At 53.2% G+C, this 19,825-nt stretch carries 18 protein-coding genes and 1 tRNA gene; 13 read left to right on the plus strand and 6 right to left on the minus strand.

Features of this window, described 5'->3' with window-relative positions; translation table 11 throughout:
- Positions 1 to 23 precede the first annotated feature (23 nt).
- A tRNA-Arg gene (locus tag OGY09_RS15675) sits at positions 24 to 98 on the minus strand.
- Between the two features lie 75 nt (positions 99 to 173).
- Positions 174 to 1,115: a formate/nitrite transporter family protein gene (locus tag OGY09_RS15680; RefSeq protein ID WP_032944105.1), complete on the minus strand. Its 942-nt coding sequence runs from the start codon at positions 1,113 to 1,115 to the stop codon at positions 174 to 176.
- Between the two features lie 288 nt (positions 1,116 to 1,403).
- Between OGY09_RS15680 and mlaA the strand changes: the two genes are divergently transcribed.
- Positions 1,404 to 2,159, plus strand: coding sequence for a phospholipid-binding lipoprotein MlaA (gene mlaA / locus OGY09_RS15685; RefSeq protein WP_003028190.1), 756 nt, complete (start codon positions 1,404 to 1,406; stop codon positions 2,157 to 2,159).
- A gap of 59 nt (positions 2,160 to 2,218) precedes the next feature.
- On the opposite strand, the gene fadL is transcribed toward mlaA, so the two are convergent.
- Entirely contained in the window at positions 2,219 to 3,499 is a 1,281-nt protein-coding gene (gene fadL / locus OGY09_RS15690; protein WP_032944104.1) for a long-chain fatty acid transporter FadL, read from the minus strand.
- A gap of 371 nt (positions 3,500 to 3,870) precedes the next feature.
- Between fadL and OGY09_RS15695 the strand changes: the two genes are divergently transcribed.
- From OGY09_RS15695 to sixA, 4 genes are all read left to right on the plus strand, one after another.
- Positions 3,871 to 4,155 (plus strand): YfcZ/YiiS family protein, encoded by a 285-nt coding sequence (locus OGY09_RS15695; RefSeq protein ID WP_003834838.1) that lies wholly within the window; start codon positions 3,871 to 3,873, stop codon positions 4,153 to 4,155.
- A 177-nt stretch (positions 4,156 to 4,332) separates the two neighbouring features.
- Entirely contained in the window at positions 4,333 to 5,643 is a 1,311-nt protein-coding gene (gene fadI / locus OGY09_RS15700; RefSeq protein ID WP_032944103.1) for an acetyl-CoA C-acyltransferase FadI, read from the plus strand.
- On the plus strand, positions 5,643 to 7,790 hold the full coding sequence (gene fadJ / locus OGY09_RS15705; protein WP_032944101.1) for a fatty acid oxidation complex subunit alpha FadJ: 2,148 nt from the start codon (positions 5,643 to 5,645) through the stop codon (positions 7,788 to 7,790). The genes fadI and fadJ overlap by 1 nt, the downstream gene beginning before the upstream one ends.
- Positions 7,791 to 7,998: 208 nt before the next feature.
- Complete coding sequence (gene sixA / locus OGY09_RS15710) at positions 7,999 to 8,484, plus strand: phosphohistidine phosphatase SixA (RefSeq protein WP_003028179.1); 486 nt, start codon at positions 7,999 to 8,001, stop codon at positions 8,482 to 8,484.
- Between the two features lie 80 nt (positions 8,485 to 8,564).
- Here the strand turns inward: sixA and smrB are convergent, their stop codons facing one another.
- Positions 8,565 to 9,116: an endonuclease SmrB gene (gene smrB, locus OGY09_RS15715; protein WP_003839296.1), complete on the minus strand. Its 552-nt coding sequence runs from the start codon at positions 9,114 to 9,116 to the stop codon at positions 8,565 to 8,567.
- A 166-nt stretch (positions 9,117 to 9,282) separates the two neighbouring features.
- On the opposite strand from smrB, the gene prmB reads away from it, so the two are divergent.
- Genes prmB through OGY09_RS15745 form a run of 6 tightly spaced genes read left to right on the plus strand, consistent with a single transcriptional unit; the run spans position 9,283 to position 13,833 of the window.
- A complete protein-coding gene (prmB, locus tag OGY09_RS15720) occupies positions 9,283 to 10,215 on the plus strand; it encodes a 50S ribosomal protein L3 N(5)-glutamine methyltransferase (RefSeq protein WP_003028173.1) in 933 nt (310 codons plus the stop codon).
- 39 nt (positions 10,216 to 10,254) lie between these two features.
- Positions 10,255 to 11,340: a chorismate synthase gene (aroC, locus tag OGY09_RS15725; RefSeq protein ID WP_003834825.1), complete on the plus strand. Its 1,086-nt coding sequence runs from the start codon at positions 10,255 to 10,257 to the stop codon at positions 11,338 to 11,340.
- A gap of 3 nt (positions 11,341 to 11,343) precedes the next feature.
- Positions 11,344 to 12,168, plus strand: coding sequence for a penicillin-insensitive murein endopeptidase (mepA, locus tag OGY09_RS15730; protein ID WP_032944099.1), 825 nt, complete (start codon positions 11,344 to 11,346; stop codon positions 12,166 to 12,168).
- On the plus strand, positions 12,168 to 12,977 hold the full coding sequence (locus OGY09_RS15735; protein ID WP_003834821.1) for a sulfite exporter TauE/SafE family protein: 810 nt from the start codon (positions 12,168 to 12,170) through the stop codon (positions 12,975 to 12,977). The genes mepA and OGY09_RS15735 overlap by 1 nt, the downstream gene beginning before the upstream one ends.
- Entirely contained in the window at positions 12,977 to 13,525 is a 549-nt protein-coding gene (locus OGY09_RS15740) for an elongation factor P hydroxylase (RefSeq protein ID WP_032944098.1), read from the plus strand. The genes OGY09_RS15735 and OGY09_RS15740 overlap by 1 nt, the downstream gene beginning before the upstream one ends.
- Before the next feature lie 32 nt (positions 13,526 to 13,557).
- Positions 13,558 to 13,833 (plus strand): YfcL family protein, encoded by a 276-nt coding sequence (locus OGY09_RS15745; RefSeq protein ID WP_003028163.1) that lies wholly within the window; start codon positions 13,558 to 13,560, stop codon positions 13,831 to 13,833.
- Between the two features lie 114 nt (positions 13,834 to 13,947).
- Here the strand turns inward: OGY09_RS15745 and mnmC are convergent, their stop codons facing one another.
- Positions 13,948 to 15,948, minus strand: coding sequence for a bifunctional tRNA (5-methylaminomethyl-2-thiouridine)(34)-methyltransferase MnmC2/FAD-dependent 5-carboxymethylaminomethyl-2-thiouridine(34) oxidoreductase MnmC1 (gene mnmC / locus OGY09_RS15750; RefSeq protein WP_032944096.1), 2,001 nt, complete (start codon positions 15,946 to 15,948; stop codon positions 13,948 to 13,950).
- A 159-nt stretch (positions 15,949 to 16,107) separates the two neighbouring features.
- Between mnmC and fabB the strand changes: the two genes are divergently transcribed.
- Complete coding sequence (fabB, locus tag OGY09_RS15755) at positions 16,108 to 17,328, plus strand: beta-ketoacyl-ACP synthase I (RefSeq protein WP_008785363.1); 1,221 nt, start codon at positions 16,108 to 16,110, stop codon at positions 17,326 to 17,328.
- A gap of 230 nt (positions 17,329 to 17,558) precedes the next feature.
- Complete coding sequence (locus tag OGY09_RS15760; protein WP_032944095.1) at positions 17,559 to 18,737, plus strand: MFS transporter; 1,179 nt, start codon at positions 17,559 to 17,561, stop codon at positions 18,735 to 18,737.
- On the opposite strand, the gene flk is transcribed toward OGY09_RS15760, so the two are convergent.
- The gene (gene flk / locus OGY09_RS15765; protein ID WP_008785362.1) at positions 18,734 to 19,735 is read right to left on the minus strand and encodes a flagella biosynthesis regulator Flk; all 1,002 of its coding nucleotides are present in this window, start codon (positions 19,733 to 19,735) and stop codon (positions 18,734 to 18,736) included. The genes OGY09_RS15760 and flk overlap by 4 nt on opposite strands.
- Positions 19,736 to 19,825 lie beyond the last annotated feature (90 nt).

Consider the following 19,825-nt stretch of genomic DNA (forward strand, 5'->3'; position numbering starts at 1 on the left):
TTGACTGGATGCCTAAGAATTCATGGTGTCCCCTGCAGGAATCGAACCTGCAACTAGCCCTTAGGAGGGGCTCGTTATATCCATTTAACTAAGGGGACGAAGCGGCACGAGTATAGCGTTTTTTACTCACAACGGTAAGTCTCAGGCCGCCCGACTGCTCAAACAGTCACCATTCAGGCCTGTTTTTTCTGGTTTTTCTGCGTTTGCTCATCACGCTTTGCTTGTAACCGGGCTTCTTCCATGCGTTTGTTGCTCATATCATTGCGGATCTGCGCATGGCTCATCAGCGCGAAAATAAACGTTCCGCCACAGATATTCCCGGCGAGCGTTGGTAGCGCAAAGGGCCAGAAAAAATCACTCCAGTGCAGCGTGCCATTAAAGACCAAATAGAGAATTTCCACCGAGCCGACGACGATATGTGTGGTATCACCGAGGGCAATCAGCCAGGTCATCAGAATAATGACCACAATTTTTGCCGCTCCGGCGGCGGGGAACATCCACACCATCGTGGCAATTAACCAGCCAGAAATGATGGCATTGGAAAACATCTCTGTTGGCGTATTTTTCATCACATCCATGCCGATTTTGACAAAAGCATCGCGGGTCTCTTCATCAAAAATCGGCATATGTTCAAACGCCCATGCGGCAACCCCGGTGCCAATAATATTACCCAGCAGCACCACGCTCCACAGGCGCATCAACAGGCCAAAATTGCCGAGGGTAGGGTTTTGCATCACCGGCAGTACAGCGGTGACGGTATTTTCGGTAAAAAGTTGCTGGCGGGCCATAATGACAATAATAAAGCCGAAGGTATAACCGAGGTTCTCGAGTAAAAATCCCCCTGGCACGCCTTCCAGCTGTACGTGAAAAATCCCTTTTGCCAGTAGCGAGGCTCCCATCGACAGTCCTGCTGCGATGGCTGACCACAGTAGCGCCATCGCGTCACGCTCCATCTCTTTCTCCCCATCCTGGCGAATATGTTCATGGATTGCCATGGCGCGGGAGGGGAGTCTGTCCTCATCAAGCTCTATCTTTTTCCCTGTTAGCTTTTCATCGCTTTCCACCTCGAGTTCGTCGCTGTGTCGATCAATCTTATCTTTCTTGATGTCATTCATAGCCGAATCCTGAATAAGCACGTATTGCTAAAGCGTAGCGGCTTTTGTCCGAAAATCAGCGGGAGAAAGTCTGAGATAGCAAAAATAGTAACGTTTGTTTTTATCGGGTTAGTTAGAATAGAACCGCCGCGGAGTGCGCATTACCAGGCTATGATCAAAACAGTAAGACAGGGTATATAGACATCATTTGACGTGCTGTTACAATCGCTCACATCTAAACAGGCGGATACGTCATCGTTCCGTCATGGATGGCAATCAGCGATAGCCATAAAACACAGGGAGACACTTATGAAGCTTCGCCTGTCGGCGCTTGCGCTGGGAACCACACTTTTGGTGGGGTGTGCGAGCTCCGGTACTGAACAGCAGGGGCGTTCGGATCCATTTGAAGGGTTCAACCGCACCATGTACAACTTCAACTTTAATGTTTTAGATCCATACGTTGTAAGACCCGTAGCTGTTGCCTGGCGTGATTATGTCCCGCAGCCGGCACGTAATGGTTTAAGTAACTTTACCGGCAACCTTGAAGAGCCGGCCGTCATGGTCAACTATTTCCTGCAAGGCGATCCTTATCAGGGGATGGTGCACTTTACCCGTTTCTTCCTGAATACCCTGTTAGGTATGGGCGGTTTTATCGATGTGGCAGGTATGGCTAATCCGAAGTTGCAGCGCGTTGAACCACACCGCTTTGGCAGCACGTTAGGCCACTATGATGTTGGTTATGGGCCGTATATGCAGCTTCCGTTCTACGGTAGTTTCACGCTGCGTGATGACGGTGGTGATATGGTCGATACGCTGTATCCGGTACTGTCCTGGCTGACCTGGCCGTTGTCGATAGGCAAATGGACGGTTGAAGGGATTGAAACTCGCGCGCAATTGCTCGACTCTGACGGTCTGCTGCGTCAGTCTTCCGATCCTTACATCATGGTGCGTGAAGCTTACTTCCAGCGTCATGACTTTATTGCGAACGGCGGGAAACTCAAACCAGAAGAAAACCCGAACGCGAAAGATATTCAGGATGATTTAAAAGAGATCGATTCCGAGTAAGGACTGATGAAAATAAAAAGGTGAGCTAAAAAGCTCACCTTTTTTACGTCTGAAGATAATCAGAATGCGTAGTTGAAGTTTGTACCAAACAGCCAGGCTTTACCTTCAGAGTCGAAAGTATAGTTGCCTTCTTGCACTGTTACTTTTTGTCCGTGCATGTAAGACACACCGACGTCGATAGAAGCATCGTCATTGAACGCATAAGTTGTACCTGCACTCAACCACAGGCGATCCTGATCCGGAATCGAGATGGAACGCTTACTTGCTGGAACCGGGCTATCGTCATAAGCAATACCGGTACGGAACGTCCAGCTTTTATCCATATAGTAAGTCGTACCCAATGCAATGCGGTAAGAATCTTTGAAGCCTTCTTCTTTATAGAACAGTGTCTGTCCATTGGAACCTGTGGCTTTCAGCTCCTGGAACTGACTCCAGCTGGTATAGGCCATGCTGTAGTGGATAGCCCACTGTGGTGCAATACGGTTATAACCTGACAATTCCCACATTTCAGGAAGGTTAAGTGTCAGAGAACCCGGGACGGTGGCATTGGTTGTTCCCCATGGGAATGCAGTGCCAGCGCCAGGTATAGCGTTCGCCTGGGTACGGATGCCACTCTTATAATCGCCATCAAAATCAATTTTAACTTCAGAACGGTACGTTAAACCATAACGGTTATTTTTATCCAGTTCGTACAGAATCCCGGCGTTCCAACCGTAGCCCCATTCGTCCCCTTTCAGACTGGCAATTTTGTTGCTGACCTTCGGTAATGCAGCCGTCTGCTCGCCAGAATAACGTTCAATTTTTGCATCAGCATAAACGGCGTTAAAACCGAGACCGAAGCTCCAGCTATCATTCAGACGGTAGGCGCCGCTCAGGTTAAGGTTGACCGTTTTAAGGTCGGTCTTACCGCCGTATTCACCGACGATGTAGCTGTCGTTAAATTCGGTAGCCAGGCCATAGTTTGAGGTAACGGAAGCACCCCAACCAAACTGTTCGTTGATAGGCATCACGAAGTGAGCATTGGGAACCCACGCCGTAGGCGCGATGTTGTCCGCATCAGTGCTGCGTCCGGTGTATGGTGATTTACCGGAAATATTAACGTCTGGATCGATATACACCGCACCTGCTGAAAAAGTAGGGCGATCGAACATCATAATCAATGCCGGGTTACGACTGGCGTTACCTGCATCATCTGCAATTGCGCCTTCACCCGAATATGCCCGGCCAAGGCCAGAGGAAGAAAATTCGTTTAACTGAAAGCCTGCAGACCAGGCCTGTGTGGAGATAATTGCCACTGCGACTGCGAGAGCAGACTTTGTAAACAGGGTTTTCTGGCTCATGACCATAACCTCATAGATTTATTTTTATACAAACAATGTTACATGCCGTAACAGGAGCGCGAAGTGTAGGGTCTGAGGTACGACTTAGAAATCAGACCAGTGGCGTGAGTATAGGTCGGACCAGCTGGAATGTTGCAAGTATGTTTATAAATATTTTCAAATTTGATCAGAGAAACGCGATCCAGCTGGCAAAATTGCGGGGGTGCGCACTCACCTGTTTGGGCGATTTTTGTTTTAGATCATTTTTAAGTGTGATTTCGGTCACTTATCGCATTTCATACAATTAACGACTGGAGAGGCGAATAATGGGAGCGTAAAATATCCCTATCGTTTATCTGGCACCTCAGGTGCGAATACAGAGGAAATCTACAATGAGTAAATGCAGTGCTGATGAAACCCCGGTTTGCTGCTGTATGGATGTTGGCACCATCATGGACAACTCCGATTGCACCGCGTCCTACAGCCGTGTGTTCGCGAACCGCGCAGAGGCAGAAGAAACGCTGGCCGCTCTGACCGAAAAGGCGCGTGGCGTGGAATCTGAGCCTTGCCAAATCACCTCGACCTTTACTGAAGAGTCAGAAGGTGTGCGTCTGGATATCGACTTTGTTTTTGCCTGTGAAGCTGAAACGCTGATCTTCCAGCTGGGCCTGCGTTAATCCCCCTCTGCAAAAGCCCTTGCTATCAGATAGCAAGGGCTTTTTCGTAACTGTCAGTGATTATTCACTGTGTCTTAGCTCCCACTTTCTTTTCTCTCCGCTTGGCTAAATGTAAAAAATTGGTTAAGACTATGATCAGGTCAGACCACTTATTTTATTTTTTTACAGGGGAGTGTTATGAGTCAGGCTTTACCGCTGGTTACCCGCCAGGGCGACCGTATTGCCATTGTAAGTGGGTTGCGTACGCCATTTGCTCGTCAGGCTACCGCGTTTCATGGCATTCCCGCCGTTGATTTAGGAAAAATGGTCGTCGGTGAGCTGCTGGCGCGCAGTGAAATACCTGCTGATGTGATTGAGCAACTGGTTTTTGGTCAGGTAGTGCAAATGCCTGAAGCGCCAAATATTGCTCGTGAAATCGTGCTGGGAACCGGCATGAATGTGCATACGGATGCCTATAGCGTAAGCCGAGCCTGCGCGACCAGTTTTCAGGCAGTGGCGAATGTCGCGGAAAGCCTGATGGCGGGGTCTATTCGTGCGGGAATTGCGGGTGGTGCGGACTCCTCGTCAGTCTTGCCTATTGGCGTTAGTAAAAAGCTGGCGCGGGTGCTGGTGGATGTCAATAAGGCCCGGACTACCGGTCAGCGCCTTAAACTCTTTTCCCGACTGCGTTTACGTGACCTGATGCCTGTGCCGCCAGCCGTCGCCGAGTATTCCACCGGTTTGCGTATGGGGGATACGGCTGAGCAAATGGCCAAAACCTATGGTATTACCCGAGAACAGCAGGATGCTCTGGCGCACCGCTCTCATCAGCGTGCCGCTCAGGCGTGGGCTGAAAGAAAGCTGGCAGATGAGGTAATGACCACCTACGCGCCACCGTTTAAAGATCCTTTTTCAGAAGATAACAATATTCGCGGTAACTCTACACTGGCCGATTACGCCAAACTACGTCCGGCGTTTGACCGCAAGCACGGCACTGTCACCGCAGCAAACAGTACCCCGCTAACGGACGGTGCAGCCGCCGTGATTATGATGACGGAGTCGCGTGCGAAAGAGCTGGGGCTGGTGCCGCTGGGATACCTGCGTAGTTTTGCTTTTACCGCCATCGATGTCTGGCAGGACATGCTGCTGGGACCTGCGTGGTCAACGCCGCTTGCCCTGGAGAGAGCGGGCCTGACCATGGCAGATTTAACCCTAATCGATATGCATGAAGCCTTTGCCGCTCAAACGCTGGCGAATATTCAGTTGCTGGGTAGCGAACGTTTTGCCCGCGACGTGCTGGGCAGAGCACATGCCACTGGCGAAGTTGATGACAGTAAATTTAACGTGCTGGGTGGATCGATTGCCTATGGACACCCCTTCGCCGCTACCGGTGCGCGCATGATTACCCAAACCCTCCATGAGTTACGACGTCGTGGCGGTGGTTTTGGTTTAGTGACCGCCTGTGCAGCTGGTGGTTTGGGTGCAGCCATGGTTCTGGAGGCGGAATAATGGAAATGGCATCGGCTTTTACACTAAACGTACGCCTGGATAACGTTGCTGTTGTCACCATTGATGTGCCCGGAGAGAAAATGAACACCCTGAAAGCGGAGTTTGCTTCTCAGGTACGGGCCATTCTGAAACAAATTCGCGATAACAGAGCATTGCGCGGCGTGGTGTTTATTTCGGCTAAACCCGATAACTTCATTGCCGGGGCGGATATCAACATGATTGGTAGCTGTCGCAGCGCGCAGGAAGCCGAAACGTTGGCCCGTCAGGGGCAGCAGATGATGGCTGAAATCAATGCCTTGCCGATCCCGGTTATCGCCGCGATTCATGGCGCATGCCTCGGCGGTGGCCTGGAGATGGCGCTGGCGTGCCACAACCGTATTTGTACCGATGATGTTAAAACCGTTCTGGGTTTACCGGAAGTACAACTTGGCTTGTTGCCCGGCTCCGGTGGTACGCAGCGGCTGCCGCGCTTGATTGGCGTAAGTACCGCACTGGATATGATCCTCACCGGAAAACAATTACGCGCAAAACAGGCGCTGAAAGTTGGTTTAGTGGATGAAGTTGTACCGCATTCCATTTTGCTGGAAGCAGCCGTTGAACTGGCTAAAAAGGACAGTTCTGCGCATCGAACACTGCCCGTGAGAGAGCGAGTGCTGGCGGGGCCGCTGGGGCGGGCGCTGTTGTTCCGCATGGCCAGTAAAAAGACGGCGCAAAAAACGCAAGGTAACTACCCTGCAACAGAACGTATCCTTGAGGTTATAGAAACCGGGCTAGCGCAAGGCAGCAGTAGCGGTTACGACGCTGAGGCACGTGCGTTTGGTGAACTGGCGATGACATCCCAGTCTCAGGCGCTACGGCACATCTTTTTTGCCAACACCGATGTGAAAAAAGATCCCGGAAGTGATGCGAAACCTGGCCCGCTAAACAGCGTAGGTATTTTGGGCGGCGGTCTGATGGGCGGTGGTATTGCCTACGTAACGGCCTGTAAAGGCGGCTTGCCTGTGCGCATCAAAGATATAAACGCTAAGGGAATCAACCACGCGCTGAAGTACAGCTGGGATCAGCTTGAAACGAAGGTTCGCCGCCGTCATATCAAAGCCAGCGAACGCGATAAACAACTGGCGCTGATTTCGGGATCAATCGACTACCGTGGCTTTGCGCATCGCGATCTAATTATTGAAGCCGTGTTTGAAGATCTGTCGCTAAAACAACGGATGGTGGCAGAAGTTGAGCAAAATTGCGCACCTCATACCATTTTTGCTTCTAACACCTCATCTTTGCCCATTGGCGATATTGCTGCGAACGCTGCAAGGCCCGAACAAGTGATTGGTTTACACTTTTTTAGTCCGGTGGAAAAAATGCCGTTGGTCGAAGTGATCCCGCATGCCACGACCTCTGAGCAGACGATTGCAACTACCGTTAAGTTAGCGAAAAAACAGGGTAAAACGCCGATAGTGGTCAGAGATAAGGCCGGCTTTTACGTTAACCGCATTTTAGCGCCTTATATTAACGAAGCGATTCGCATGTTGACCGAAGGCGAGCGGGTCGAAACCATAGACGCCGCGCTGGTTAAGTTTGGTTTTCCAGTTGGGCCAATCCAACTTTTGGATGAGGTCGGAATTGATACGGGCACTAAAATTATACCAGTGCTTGAGGCTGCATATGGAGAACGTTTTAGCGCGCCTGCAAATGTTGTTGCTTCAATTTTGAATGACGATCGCAAAGGTAGAAAAAATGGTCGGGGTTTCTATCTTTATGGTGCGAAAGGGCGTAAAAGCAAAAAACAGGTCGACCCTGCAATTTATACGCTTATTGGCGTCCAGGGTCAGGGCCGACTTACCGCTGCGCAGATAGCAGAGCGGTGCGTTATGTTAATGCTCAATGAAGCAGCCCGTTGTTTCGACGAGAAGATAGTCCGCAGCGCACGTGATGGCGACATCGGCGCTGTATTTGGTATTGGTTTTCCGCCATTCCTCGGCGGCCCGTTCCGGTATATGGATTCTCTCGGCGCGGGTGAAGTGGTTGCGACTCTGCAACGGCTGACCACGCAGTACGGCTCGCGGTTTACACCGTGTGAGCAGTTATTGCAGATGGCGGAACGCAGTGAAAGATTCTGGAATATTGGGGAAACTGACCTGAATTCATGAGGTCAAAGGTAGGATGAATCCGCACTGAATGTATGGGTCGCGCTCAAAATGTAAACAGAGATTGACTATACTTACGCCGTTGAGGTAAAAAACAGCGTTTCATTCGGTGAATGGATAAGGCACAATGCCGGCCACCATATCGTTACCACAGCCAATAGGGGCTGTGAATAAAGGTAGTGGTGATTCTGGTTAACAAAAGCGGTGCAATATGCAAGTTTTTATCATGCGTCACGGCGACGCAGCCCTCGATGCCGCCAGTGATTCGGTTCGTCCCTTAACCTCCTGTGGTTGTGACGAATCTCGCCTGATGGCGAACTGGCTGAAAGGTCAAAAAGTGGATATCGAACGTGTTCTGGTGAGCCCGTTCCTACGAGCCGAACAAACGCTGGATGTGGTGGGGGAATGTATGAACCTGCCAACCGGTGTGGATGTTTTGCCGGAGCTGACTCCCTGCGGCGATGTCGGTCTGGTCAGCGCCTATTTACAGGCTCTGGCCAATGAAGGTATCGCCACGGCACTGGTTATCTCTCACTTGCCTTTAGTGGGATATCTGGTGTCTGAGCTTTGCCCGGGCGAAACACCGCCGATGTTTACCACATCAGCGATTGCCAGCGTTACGCTTGATGAGAGCGGGAAGGGGACTTTTAACTGGCAGATGAGCCCGTGTAACCTGAAAATGGCAAAAGCGATTTAAAAAGTCTGGAATCGGATAAGGTGCAGCCGTCATCCGAAAAATCAAAGAGCCGCAAATGCGGCTCTTTCTGTTTTTCTGCATCACGGAAGTTCAGGCGGTAGCCACTCTTCCACTTCGATCAGCACCAGCAGCGCGGCGTCACCACCGTACTCTTTCGGCGCCTGATGAAACGCCATCACGTGCGGATGCTGCGCCAGCCAGAGCGGCGTTTGCTGCTTAAGAATATGCTTTCCGTGGCCATGCATCACGCAGGCACAAAACACATGTTCGCGACGACAGGCGGCAATCAGCGCGCCTAACTCTTGTTTGGCCTGTTGCTGGGTCAGCCCATGCAGATCGAGAAACAGCTCCGGAGAGTAATCGCCACGGCGCATTTTCTTCAGTTCGAAATGGCTGACGTCGGCGCGCAGGTATCTTACCGGACCGTCCGTATTCAGCAGCGGCTGAAACTCATCCGAGAAATAGTGGCTGGCATCAGCCTGCTCCTGTAGCAGTCTTTTAACCGGAACCTCGGCAATTTTTTTACGTGGAGGTCGGTGAACGATGGTGTCCTGTTTAATTTTACGCGTGCCGGTCATCAGCTGGCGAAACAGCGTCTGATCCTCCTCGCTGAGCGATGTTTTCTTTTTCATTCGAGAGTCTCAACTTTTATTTTCCGTTAGTTTAACCCGACTCGGCGGGCATCCGATCGCTTAAAACGCAATTTTCGCGTTCAGGCCCCGTGTGAATGCTGATTTATCGCCGTCTTCGTGGCAAACTAGCCGCCGAAATTAATACGAGCATGCCCTGGAGGAATACGTGGATAAAATTTTCGTCGATGAAGCAGTGAGTGAACTGCATACCATTCAGGACATGTTGCGTTGGGCGGTCAGCCGTTTTAGCGCGGCGAACATCTGGTATGGCCATGGCACGGATAACCCATGGGACGAGGCCGTACAACTGGTGCTGCCGTCACTTTATTTGCCGTTGGATATTCCAGAAGATATGCGTACCGCGCGTCTGACCTCCAGCGAGCGTCATCGTATTGTTGAACGCGTGATTCGCCGCGTCAACGAGCGCATTCCGGTTGCTTATCTGACCAACAAAGCCTGGTTCTGCGGGCATGAATTTTATGTTGATGAACGCGTGCTGGTTCCACGTTCACCGATTGGCGAGCTTATCAATAACCGCTTTGCGGGCCTTATTAATGAGCAACCGCAGCATATCCTCGATATGTGTACTGGCAGCGGCTGTATTGCCATTGCCTGCGCGTATGCCTTCCCGGAAGCCGAAGTCGATGCGGTGGATATTTCCACTGACGCGCTGGCGGTGACCGAACACAATATTGAAGAACACGGCCTGATCCATCACGTCACGCCGATCCGTTCCGATCTGTTCCGCGATCTGCTGAAAGTCCAGTATGACCTGATTGTGACCAACCCGCCGTATGTCGATGCAGAAGATATGTCCGATCTGCCAAACGAATATCGTCACGAACCTGAGCTGGGTCTGGCGTCCGGCAGCGATGGGCTGAAACTTACCCGCCGCATTCTGGGGAACGCCCCGGACTACCTGTCAGATAACGGTATTCTGATTTGTGAAGTCGGAAACAGCATGGTACATCTGATAGAGCAATATCCGGATGTACCGTTCACCTGGCTGGAGTTCGACAACGGCGGTGACGGCGTATTCATGCTGACCAAAGAGCAGTTAGTTGCTGCTCGCGAGCACTTCAGCATTTATAAAGACTAATTACACGCGCACATACACAACACGCATAACGGAGCCGTGATGGCAGGAAACACAATTGGGCAACTCTTTCGCGTAACCACTTTCGGCGAATCACACGGGCTGGCGCTCGGTTGTATTGTCGATGGTGTTCCGCCGGGCATTTCTCTGACAGAAGCTGACCTGCAGCACGATCTCGACAGACGCCGTCCGGGCACATCGCGCTACACTACGCAGCGTCGTGAGCCGGATCAGGTGAAAATCCTCTCCGGGGTGTTCGAGGGCGTTACCACAGGCACCAGCATTGGCCTGCTGATCGAAAATACCGATCAGCGTTCACAGGATTATGGCGCGATTAAGGACGTTTTTCGTCCGGGACACGCCGACTATACCTATGAGCAAAAATATGGCCTGCGCGACTACCGTGGCGGCGGACGTTCATCCGCACGTGAAACGGCGATGCGCGTGGCGGCCGGAGCGATTGCCAAAAAATATCTGGCGGAAAAATTCGGCGTTGAGATCCGCGGCTGCCTGACGCAGATGGGCGATATTCCGCTGGAGATCAAGGACTGGTCCCAGGTGGAACTTAACCCGTTCTTTTGTCCGGACCCGGATAAACTCGAAGCGCTGGACGAACTGATGCGCGGGCTGAAGAAAGAAGGTGACTCCATCGGAGCGAAGGTGACCGTTGTTGCACGCGGTGTACCTGCGGGTCTCGGCGAACCTGTATTCGACCGCCTGGATGCCGACATCGCCCATGCGCTGATGAGCATTAACGCCGTTAAGGGCGTTGAGATTGGCGATGGATTTGACGTTGTTGCGCTGCGCGGCAGCCAGAACCGTGACGAAATCACCAAAGAAGGTTTCCAGAGTAACCATGCGGGCGGCATTCTGGGCGGGATCAGCAGCGGGCAACAAATCATTGCTCATATGGCGCTGAAACCGACGTCCAGCATTACCGTTCCTGGGCGCACTATTAACCGCTTTGGTGAAGAAGTCGAAATGATCACTAAAGGTCGCCACGATCCGTGCGTTGGGATCCGCGCCGTACCGATCGCCGAGGCGATGCTGGCGATCGTATTGATGGATCACCTGCTGCGTCAGCGGGCGCAAAATGCGGACGTGAAGACCGATATTCCACGCTGGTAAGAGATGAAAAAAACGGCACTTGCGGCGCTGGCTCTGTTTGCCAGTACCGCCTGTCTGGCGGCGACGCCCTGGCAGAAAATTACCCATCCGGTTGCGGGCAGCGCGCAGTCTATCGGCGCGTTTTCCAATGGCTGTATTGTTGGTGCAGATACGCTGCCTGTACAGTCAGAACATTATCAGGTGATGCGCACCGATCAGCGTCGTTACTTTGGCCATCCGGATCTGGTGAGGTTTATCCAGCGTCTGAGTTATCAGGCCAATAGTCAAGGACTGGGCACGGTGTTAATCGGCGATATGGGTATGCCGGCCGGTGGGCGATTCAATGGCGGTCACGCCAGCCACCAGACGGGACTGGATGTGGATATTTTCCTGCAACTGCCGAAAACGCGCTGGACCCAGTCGCAACTGCTGCGGCCGCAGGCGTTAGATCTGGTCTCACAGGATGGCAAACGTGTTGTGCCGTCACTGTGGAAACCGGAGATTTTCAGCCTGATCAGGCTGGCTGCAAAAGATAATGAAGTAACGCGTATTTTCGTGAATCCGGCGATTAAGCAACAACTTTGTCTGGATGCAGGGACCGACAGGGACTGGTTGCGTAAAGTGCGGCCGTGGTTCCAGCATCGTGCGCATATGCACGTGCGGTTACGTTGCCCTGCCGACAGCCTTGAGTGCGAAGATCAACCGTTACCGCCACCGGGTGACGGCTGTGGCGCAGAGCTGCAAAGCTGGTTCGAACCTCCAAAACCTGGAACCACCAAGCCTGAGAAGAAGACACCGCCGCCGTTGCCGCCTTCCTGCCAGGCGCTACTGGACGAGCATGTACTCTAATGGATCATTTTGCCTCTCTGTTTATGGTGTCGCCACTGCTGTTAGGTGTGCTTTTTTTTGTGGCGATGCTGGCAGGTTTTATTGATTCTCTGGCCGGAGGTGGTGGTCTACTCACCATCCCGGCATTGATGGCGGCCGGGATGCCACCTGCGCAAGCGCTGGCAACCAATAAGCTGCAAGCCTGCGGGGGATCTATCTCTTCCTCCCTCTATTTTATTCGTCGGGGTGTGGTTAATCTGGCGGATCAGAAGCTCAATATCTTCATGACCTTTATCGGCTCAATGAGTGGCGCGCTGTTGGTTCAGCACGTGCAGTCAGATGTTCTGCGCCAGATCCTGCCAGTATTGGTTATCTGTATTGGCCTTTACTTTCTGTTGATGCCGAAAATCGGGGAAGAGGACCGACAGCGCCGACTGCACGGTTTGCCTTTCGCGCTGGTGGCCGGGGGCTGCGTCGGCTTTTACGATGGCTTTTTTGGTCCGGCGGCAGGGTCATTCTACGCGCTGGCCTTTGTCATGCTGTGCGGATACAACCTGGCGAAATCGACGGCCCACGCCAAAGTATTAAATGCCACATCGAATATCGGTGGGTTGTTGCTGTTTGCCCTCGGCGGCAAAGTGATTTGGGCGACAGGTTTTGTGATGCTCATTGGCCAGTTTATTGGCGCACGGATGGGCTCTCGACTGGTACTCAGCAAAGGACAAAAACTCATTCGGCCAATGATCGTTATTGTCTCCGCCGTGATGAGCGCCAAGCTACTTTATGATAATCATGGACAGGAGATTCTCCACTGGCTGGGGATGAACTAATGAATAATACGCATCACTACGAACAGTTAATTGAGATTTTTAACGGCTGCTTTGCCGATGAATTTAATACCCGTCTGATTAAAGGCGACGACGAACCGATCTATCTTCCAGCGGATGCGGAATTACCGTATCACCGTATCGTTTTTGCGCATGGTTATTACGCCAGTGCGTTACACGAAATTTCACACTGGTGCATCGCCGGTAAAGCCCGTCGTGAACTGGTCGATTTCGGTTACTGGTACTGCCCGGACGGACGCGACGCGAAGACACAATGCCAGTTTGAAGATGTGGAAGTGAAGCCGCAGGCGTTTGACTGGTTGTTTTGCATGGCGGCGGGCTACCCGTTTAACGTCAGTTGCGACAATCTGGAAGGGGACTTTGAACCGGATCGCGTGGCATTCCAGCGCCGTGTTCATACTCAGGTGATGGAGTACCTGGAAAAGGGGATCCCTGAACGTCCGGCGCGTTTCATTAACGCGTTACAGAATTATTATCACACGCCTGAACTTACGGCGGAACAATTCCCGTGGCCCGAAGCGCTCAACTGAAGCCGCTGCCACGTTTACAATGAGGAAATAAGATGATCGCGGAGTTTGAATCACGCATTCTGGCATTAATCGACGATATGGTAGAGCACGCCAGCGATGATGAGTTGTTTGCCAGTGGCTATTTGCGTGGGCACCTGACGCTGGCTGTGGCTGAGCTGGATGCTGGCGAGGACCATTCCGCTGAGGCATTGTACGCCAATGTGACCAGCAGCCTGGAAAAAGCCATCAGCGCAGGCGAACTCTCGCCGCGTGACCAGGCGTTAGTGAAAGAGATGTGGGACACACTGTTCCAGAAGGCAACGCAATAATAATTGCAGTGGATTGTGCCGGATGGCGACGCGAAGGCGTCTTATCCGGCCTACGCGGACGGGGGGTGTAGGCCGGATAAGCGTAGCGCCATCAGGCAATGGCGAGATGGTATCTTATTTCACCGCTTTACCCTTCAATAACTTCCTTACCCACAGACGATTCGGATTCAGCGCTGCCAGCGTGTTGGCATCCATTGGTATGGGTTCATTGCTCATTTGCGATGCCAGAATTTCTGCACACAGCGGGGCAGTACACAGCCCGCGCGAGCCCAGCGCACCCAACATAAATAAATCGGAATACACCGGGGCGTTTACGGCGTGCACTTTGTCTTCGGCAAGAGTGGCATACTTGCTGAGCGTGGCGTCATAATCCGCGACGTTGCCGACCATCGGCATGTGATCGCGCGTGGCGCAGCGCACTCCACAACGGGCGGCATTGCCACTAACGTCTACTTCTTTTGCCCACGAGGCATTCGGGAAACAATCTATTAAGCGCTGACGGTTTTGCTGCTGATCGTCCGCGCGATACACCGTTTCTTCACTTCCGCGATGATAGCTGGCGCCAATGCAGTGCTGCTGGTTTTGCGGGTTGTGCGGCGTGAGGTAGCCGTCATAGCACAGCACCTGGCGCAGCGCTGAAAGCGAAGGCGTAGTAGGAATGTGACTCACCTGACCGCCTACGGAGTACGCTGGTAGCGACTGCGTTTGCTCAACGCCGTTAATGCGATGCCCGTTAGCCAGAACTACAGCAGCGTGAGTGGCGGTTTCGCCACTGGCAAACGTCAATTGCCAGTGTTCTGTCTGGCGAGACAGCGAGGCCAGCGTATGTTGATACCGCGTGCGTAATCCCAGCGTTGCGGCGTAGTCGAATACGGCGGCGGTTAACTGTGCCGGACACAGCCATCCTCCGGCAGGGTACTGAATCCCGCCGCATCCGGTTTCGACGCCGGTCGTTTGTAAAACCTGCTCTGCGTTAACGCTGACGGCGAGCGCATCAGGCAATTCAAGGGACAGCATTTGGTCGATTTTTTGCTGGCTTTTTTCATCCCACGCCAGTTGCGTCACACCGCACCAGTCATGCGCGAACTCAACGGGGAGGGCGTCATACAGTCGACGAGCGAAGGTAAACGCGGTGGGGAAAAAGAGATTAATGGCCGCGTCATGCTTGCTGAGTAGCGGATAAAGCGCGCCCTGGCGATTGCCGGAGGCACCCCCGGCTGGATTATCGTCGGCGCAATAGAGTGTGACCTGCCAACCGCGACGCAGTAACGCCAACGACAGCAATGCGCTGGCAATCCCCCCGCCAATAATGGCGGCTTCGCGTTTATCTGTTCCGGAACGTGCAAACCAGGGAGCCGATGAAGGGAGCGTCAGCGTCTGTTCCATTACGCCACAGAGCATTTCACGTTTGCGACCAAAGCCTTTGCATTTTTGCATCGTAAACCCGGCTTCCTGCAACCCCCGACGCACAAAGCCCGCTGAGGTGAAGGTCGCCAGCGTACCGCCGGGACGAGCCAGACGGGCCATTGCGTTAAACAGCGTTGGCATCCACATATCCGGATTTTTTGCCGGTGCGAAACCGTCCAGAAACCAGGCGTCCACTTTTTGATTCAGGGAGTCATCGAGCTTACTGGTCAGTTCGTTAATATCGCCAAACCACAGATCCAGCGTGACGCGTCCTTCATCAAGGAGCAGGCGATGGCATCCCGCCAGTGGCAGCGGCCATTGCTCTTGCAGCGCCGTGGCCCACGGGGCAAGTTCTGGCCAGTGCTGATGGGCTAAGGTGAGATCTTCGCGCGTTAGCGGATATTTTTCAAAACTGATGAAATGTAATCTTTCCAGGGTAGCTTCAGGATGGGTATCGCGAAAACCGGTAAATGCCTGCCAGAGCGTCAGGAAGTTAAGTCCGGTGCCAAATCCGCTTTCTGCCACCACGAAGAGGGGACGTGAATGCGCAGGGAATCGCTGGGCGAGATGATTCCCGCCGAGAAAGACGTAACGTGTCTCTTCCAGCCCGTTATCATTAGAAAAATAGACATCGTCAAAATCTCGGGAAACAGGTGTACCCTCAGCGTTGAATTCAAGGTTTGCAGGTTGTATAGCGTATTGTTTCACGTAAGTTACTCGTCTGGCAGGCTGTGCCCCGATCTTAGCGATGAGTGCCTGGCTGCGCAAATTTCCACATTAAATGGCTGATCGGACTTGTTCGGCGTACAAGTGTACGCTATTGTGCCACTCGAAACTTTAAAATAGTGCGACTTACAGAGGTATTGAATGAAACGTGCAGTGATTACTGGCTTGGGCATCGTTTCCAGCATCGGTAATAACCAGCAGGAAGTCCTGGCATCTCTGCGTGAAGGACGTTCAGGGATCACTTTCTCTCAGGAGCTGAAGGACTCCGGCATGCGTAGCCACGTTTGGGGCAACGTAAAACTGGATACCACTGGCCTCATTGACCGCAAAGTAGTGCGCTTTATGAGCGACGCATCCATCTATGCATTCCTTTCTATGGAACAGGCAGTGGCTGATGCCGGCCTTGCAGCAGAAGATTACCAGAACAACCCGCGCGTTGGCCTGATTGCAGGTTCCGGCGGCGGCTCCCCGCGTTTTCAGGTGTTCGGTGCTGACGCAATGCGTAGCCCGCGTGGTCTGAAAGCGGTTGGCCCGTATGTGGTCACCAAAGCGATGGCGTCCGGCGTTTCTGCCTGCCTCGCAACGCCGTTCAAAATTCACGGCGTAAACTACTCTATCAGCTCTGCCTGTGCGACATCCGCGCACTGTATCGGTAACGCGGTAGAACAAATTCAGCTGGGCAAACAGGACATCGTTTTTGCTGGCGGCGGCGAAGAGCTGTGCTGGGAAATGGCGTGTGAATTCGACGCCATGGGCGCGCTGTCTACCAAATACAACGATGCACCGGAAAAAGCTTCCCGTACCTATGACGCACACCGTGACGGTTTCGTTATCGCTGGTGGTGGCGGTATGGTCGTGGTCGAAGAGCTGGAGCACGCGCTGGCACGTGGCGCGCATATCTACGCGGAAATCGTCGGTTACGGCGCAACGTCCGATGGCGCAGACATGGTTGCTCCGTCTGGTGAAGGCGCAGTACGTTGCATGCAAATGGCGATGCACGGTGTAGACACCCCGATCGACTACCTGAACTCTCACGGTACCTCTACCCCGGTAGGCGACGTGAAAGAGCTGGGTGCAATTCGTGAAGTGTTTGGCGACAACAGCCCGGCAATCTCTGCGACTAAAGCCATGACCGGCCACTCCCTGGGCGCAGCTGGCGTACAGGAAGCTATCTACTCTCTGCTGATGCTGGAACACGGCTTTATTGCGCCGAGCATCAACATTGAAGAGCTGGATGAGCAAGCGGCAGGTCTGAACATCGTGACCAAACCGACCGAGCAGGCGCTGACTACCGTGATGTCCAACAGCTTCGGCTTTGGCGGCACTAACGCAACGCTGGTTATGCGTAAGCTGAAAGCATAAGACAGTGTGCCGGATCTTATATCCGGCTCATGCTGTACAGTAAAGGGAGCCGTCAGGCTCCCTTTTTTATATCGTTGACAATCGATCGGGTTTACAGGCAGACTCCAGCTTCAACATTATCCTCTTGATAATGCGTAAGCGTTTAACGTTATCCAACGCACCTTAATCCTGATAGTCAGGTAGAGGGGGCGTGGACATTCCTCGCCTTACTCTGCATTTTGGAGTAACGCATGACAGCTGTAACCCAACAAGAAAAAACACCTTCGGCGAACTTTTCGCTGTTTCGTATCGCTTTTGCAGTTTTCCTGACCTATATGACGGTCGGTCTCCCTTTGCCCGTGATTCCTCTGTTTGTGCATCAGGAACTGGGCTATGGCAATACTATGGTCGGTATCGCCGTAGGTGTACAGTTTCTGGCAACGGTATTAACGCGCGGCTACGCCGGGCGCTTAGCCGATCAATATGGTGCTAAACGCTCGGCACTACAGGGGATGTTTGCCTGTGGGCTGGCGGGCGCGGCGTGGCTTTTAGCCGCGCTATTGCCTGTTTCTGTCCCTGTAAAATTTGCGTTGTTAATCGTCGGGCGTTTGATCCTCGGTTTTGGCGAAAGCCAACTGCTCACCGGTACGCTGACCTGGGGGTTGGGGCTGGTCGGCCCAACACGCTCCGGTAAGGTGATGTCGTGGAACGGAATGGCGATTTACGGTGCGCTGGCCGCTGGTGCACCGCTGGGCCTGTTGATCCACAGCCACTTTGGCTTCGCGGCGCTGGCGGGAACGACGATGGTATTACCGCTGCTGGCATGGGCATTCAACGGCACCGTGCGTAAAGTGCCTGCGCATGCAGGAGAACGTCCTTCTTTATGGAGCGTAGTCGGGCTTATATGGAAACCGGGCCTGGGCCTGGCGCTGCAGGGCGTTGGCTTTGCGGTGATCGGTACCTTTATTTCACTCTATTTTGTCAGCAACGGCTGGACGATGGCGGGGTTCACCCTGACTGCGTTTGGTGGGGCGTTTGTGCTGATGCGCATTCTGTTTGGCTGGATGCCGGACCGTTTCGGCGGCGTGAAGGTTGCCGTTGTCTCTTTGCTGATGGAAACTGCGGGGCTGATTTTGCTGTGGCAGGCCCCATCGGCCTGGATTGCGCTGCTCGGGGCGGCATTAACCGGGGCCGGGTGTTCGCTTATCTTCCCGGCATTGGGCGTCGAAGTGGTGAAGAGAGTGCCCGCGCAGGTTCGCGGTACGGCGCTGGGCGGTTACGCCGCGTTTCAGGATATCTCCTACGGCATAAGCGGTCCGGTAGCCGGGGTGCTGGCCACCGCGTACGGTTATCCTTCAGTGTTCCTTGCCGGGGCGATATCCGCCGTGGTGGGGATTATTGTAACGTTGCTTACGCTGCGTAAAGGTTAAGCGACCAGCCAGAAAATGGCTAACGCAATTATCAACGCAACAAACAGCAGTCCCGGTCGTGCCGACAGAGATTTAACCGTTTCAATCATCGGCGCGAACGGGCTGTAAATGGGCTGCAGATGACGCGGCTCGCTAAGCTCACGTTCTCGTTCCACGCGACGCAGGAAAATTTGATTGAGCAAGTCCTGCACCTGCACCGTGGTCAGAATCGATTGTGGTTGGATCTGATACGTCTGCTGCGCGTATTCTTTTATCGCTGTCAGCTCATTCGGCTCTAATGGCAGCTTCAGCGCCGCCTGGAGCGTTTGAAGCGTCGGTGCGCTTTGCAGGCTGAGCGTCTGGCGCGCCTGCAGCCAGGTGACCAGGTGCGTAAACTGTTTGGCAGGGATCAGCTCACCGCTTTTTACGCCAGACAACTCCAGCATCGACTGCCAGATCATCTTCCCGGATTCTCCCGTGGCCGCCGCCAGTTTGGTAACCAACTGGTTCAGCGTATTGTGCTCTGCGGGGAGCAACGGGCGATCAGTAGCCGGGCGCTGCTGCGGCTGCGGTATCGACAGCTGTCCTTGTTGCAGCAGCGTGAGCACGTTCTTTAACTGCTCAGGCGTGAGCTGGCTAAGCGCTGTTTGCCCATACTGCTGACGGATAAAATCACTCACCGCCTGGCGATTATTTCCCTGGCTCAGTAATTCAGTGAGCTGCGAAAGCACCTGACGATTAACATGATTTTGCTGAGCAACCCCCAGTCGTTGGTTAAGGTTTTGCTCAGCGGCAGGAAAGTGACGTGACTGCAGTGGCGTATCACTTTTGACGCCCAGATCGTGCTTCATTCCGGCCCACACCTCAGCGCTTTGCTGCTGGGTGAGTGAAATCAAACGAGTAATTAGCCGTTCCAGCACAGTACGTTGTTGCGTGGATAACGGTTGTTCACCCGCAGCGGAAGGGGCATTTTGGCCTTCGCCGGGAGGGCGTGCGGGCGTACCTGAAATGGGCTGCATCATCTCTGTTCCTTAAATCTGTGCTGACCAGGTCTCGCAGTATGCCTGGCGGCGAGATTATGGCACACTTGCCCGGTTAACTCTCGTTCT

This window comes from Citrobacter sp. Cpo071 (genome assembly GCF_030332765.1).
Lineage (GTDB): Bacteria > Pseudomonadota > Gammaproteobacteria > Enterobacterales > Enterobacteriaceae > Citrobacter > Citrobacter portucalensis.

Excerpts from the sequence above, each read along its gene's own strand:
- OGY09_RS15680 (WP_032944105.1), bottom strand. The coding sequence starts at position 1,115 with ATGAATGACATCAAGAAAGATAAGATTGATCGACACAGCGACGAACTC.
- mlaA (WP_003028190.1), top strand. The coding sequence starts at position 1,404 with ATGAAGCTTCGCCTGTCGGCGCTTGCGCTGGGAACCACACTTTTGGTG.
- fadL (WP_032944104.1), bottom strand. The coding sequence starts at position 3,499 with ATGAGCCAGAAAACCCTGTTTACAAAGTCTGCTCTCGCAGTCGCAGTG.
- OGY09_RS15695 (WP_003834838.1), top strand. The coding sequence starts at position 3,871 with ATGAGTAAATGCAGTGCTGATGAAACCCCGGTTTGCTGCTGTATGGAT.
- fadI (WP_032944103.1), top strand. The coding sequence starts at position 4,333 with ATGAGTCAGGCTTTACCGCTGGTTACCCGCCAGGGCGACCGTATTGCC.
- fadJ (WP_032944101.1), top strand. The coding sequence starts at position 5,643 with ATGGAAATGGCATCGGCTTTTACACTAAACGTACGCCTGGATAACGTT.
- sixA (WP_003028179.1), top strand. The coding sequence starts at position 7,999 with ATGCAAGTTTTTATCATGCGTCACGGCGACGCAGCCCTCGATGCCGCC.
- smrB (WP_003839296.1), bottom strand. The coding sequence starts at position 9,116 with ATGAAAAAGAAAACATCGCTCAGCGAGGAGGATCAGACGCTGTTTCGC.
- aroC (WP_003834825.1), top strand. The coding sequence starts at position 10,255 with ATGGCAGGAAACACAATTGGGCAACTCTTTCGCGTAACCACTTTCGGC.
- mepA (WP_032944099.1), top strand. The coding sequence starts at position 11,344 with ATGAAAAAAACGGCACTTGCGGCGCTGGCTCTGTTTGCCAGTACCGCC.
- OGY09_RS15735 (WP_003834821.1), top strand. The coding sequence starts at position 12,168 with ATGGATCATTTTGCCTCTCTGTTTATGGTGTCGCCACTGCTGTTAGGT.
- OGY09_RS15740 (WP_032944098.1), top strand. The coding sequence starts at position 12,977 with ATGAATAATACGCATCACTACGAACAGTTAATTGAGATTTTTAACGGC.
- OGY09_RS15745 (WP_003028163.1), top strand. The coding sequence starts at position 13,558 with ATGATCGCGGAGTTTGAATCACGCATTCTGGCATTAATCGACGATATG.
- fabB (WP_008785363.1), top strand. The coding sequence starts at position 16,108 with ATGAAACGTGCAGTGATTACTGGCTTGGGCATCGTTTCCAGCATCGGT.
- OGY09_RS15760 (WP_032944095.1), top strand. The coding sequence starts at position 17,559 with ATGACAGCTGTAACCCAACAAGAAAAAACACCTTCGGCGAACTTTTCG.
- flk (WP_008785362.1), bottom strand. The coding sequence starts at position 19,735 with ATGCAGCCCATTTCAGGTACGCCCGCACGCCCTCCCGGCGAAGGCCAA.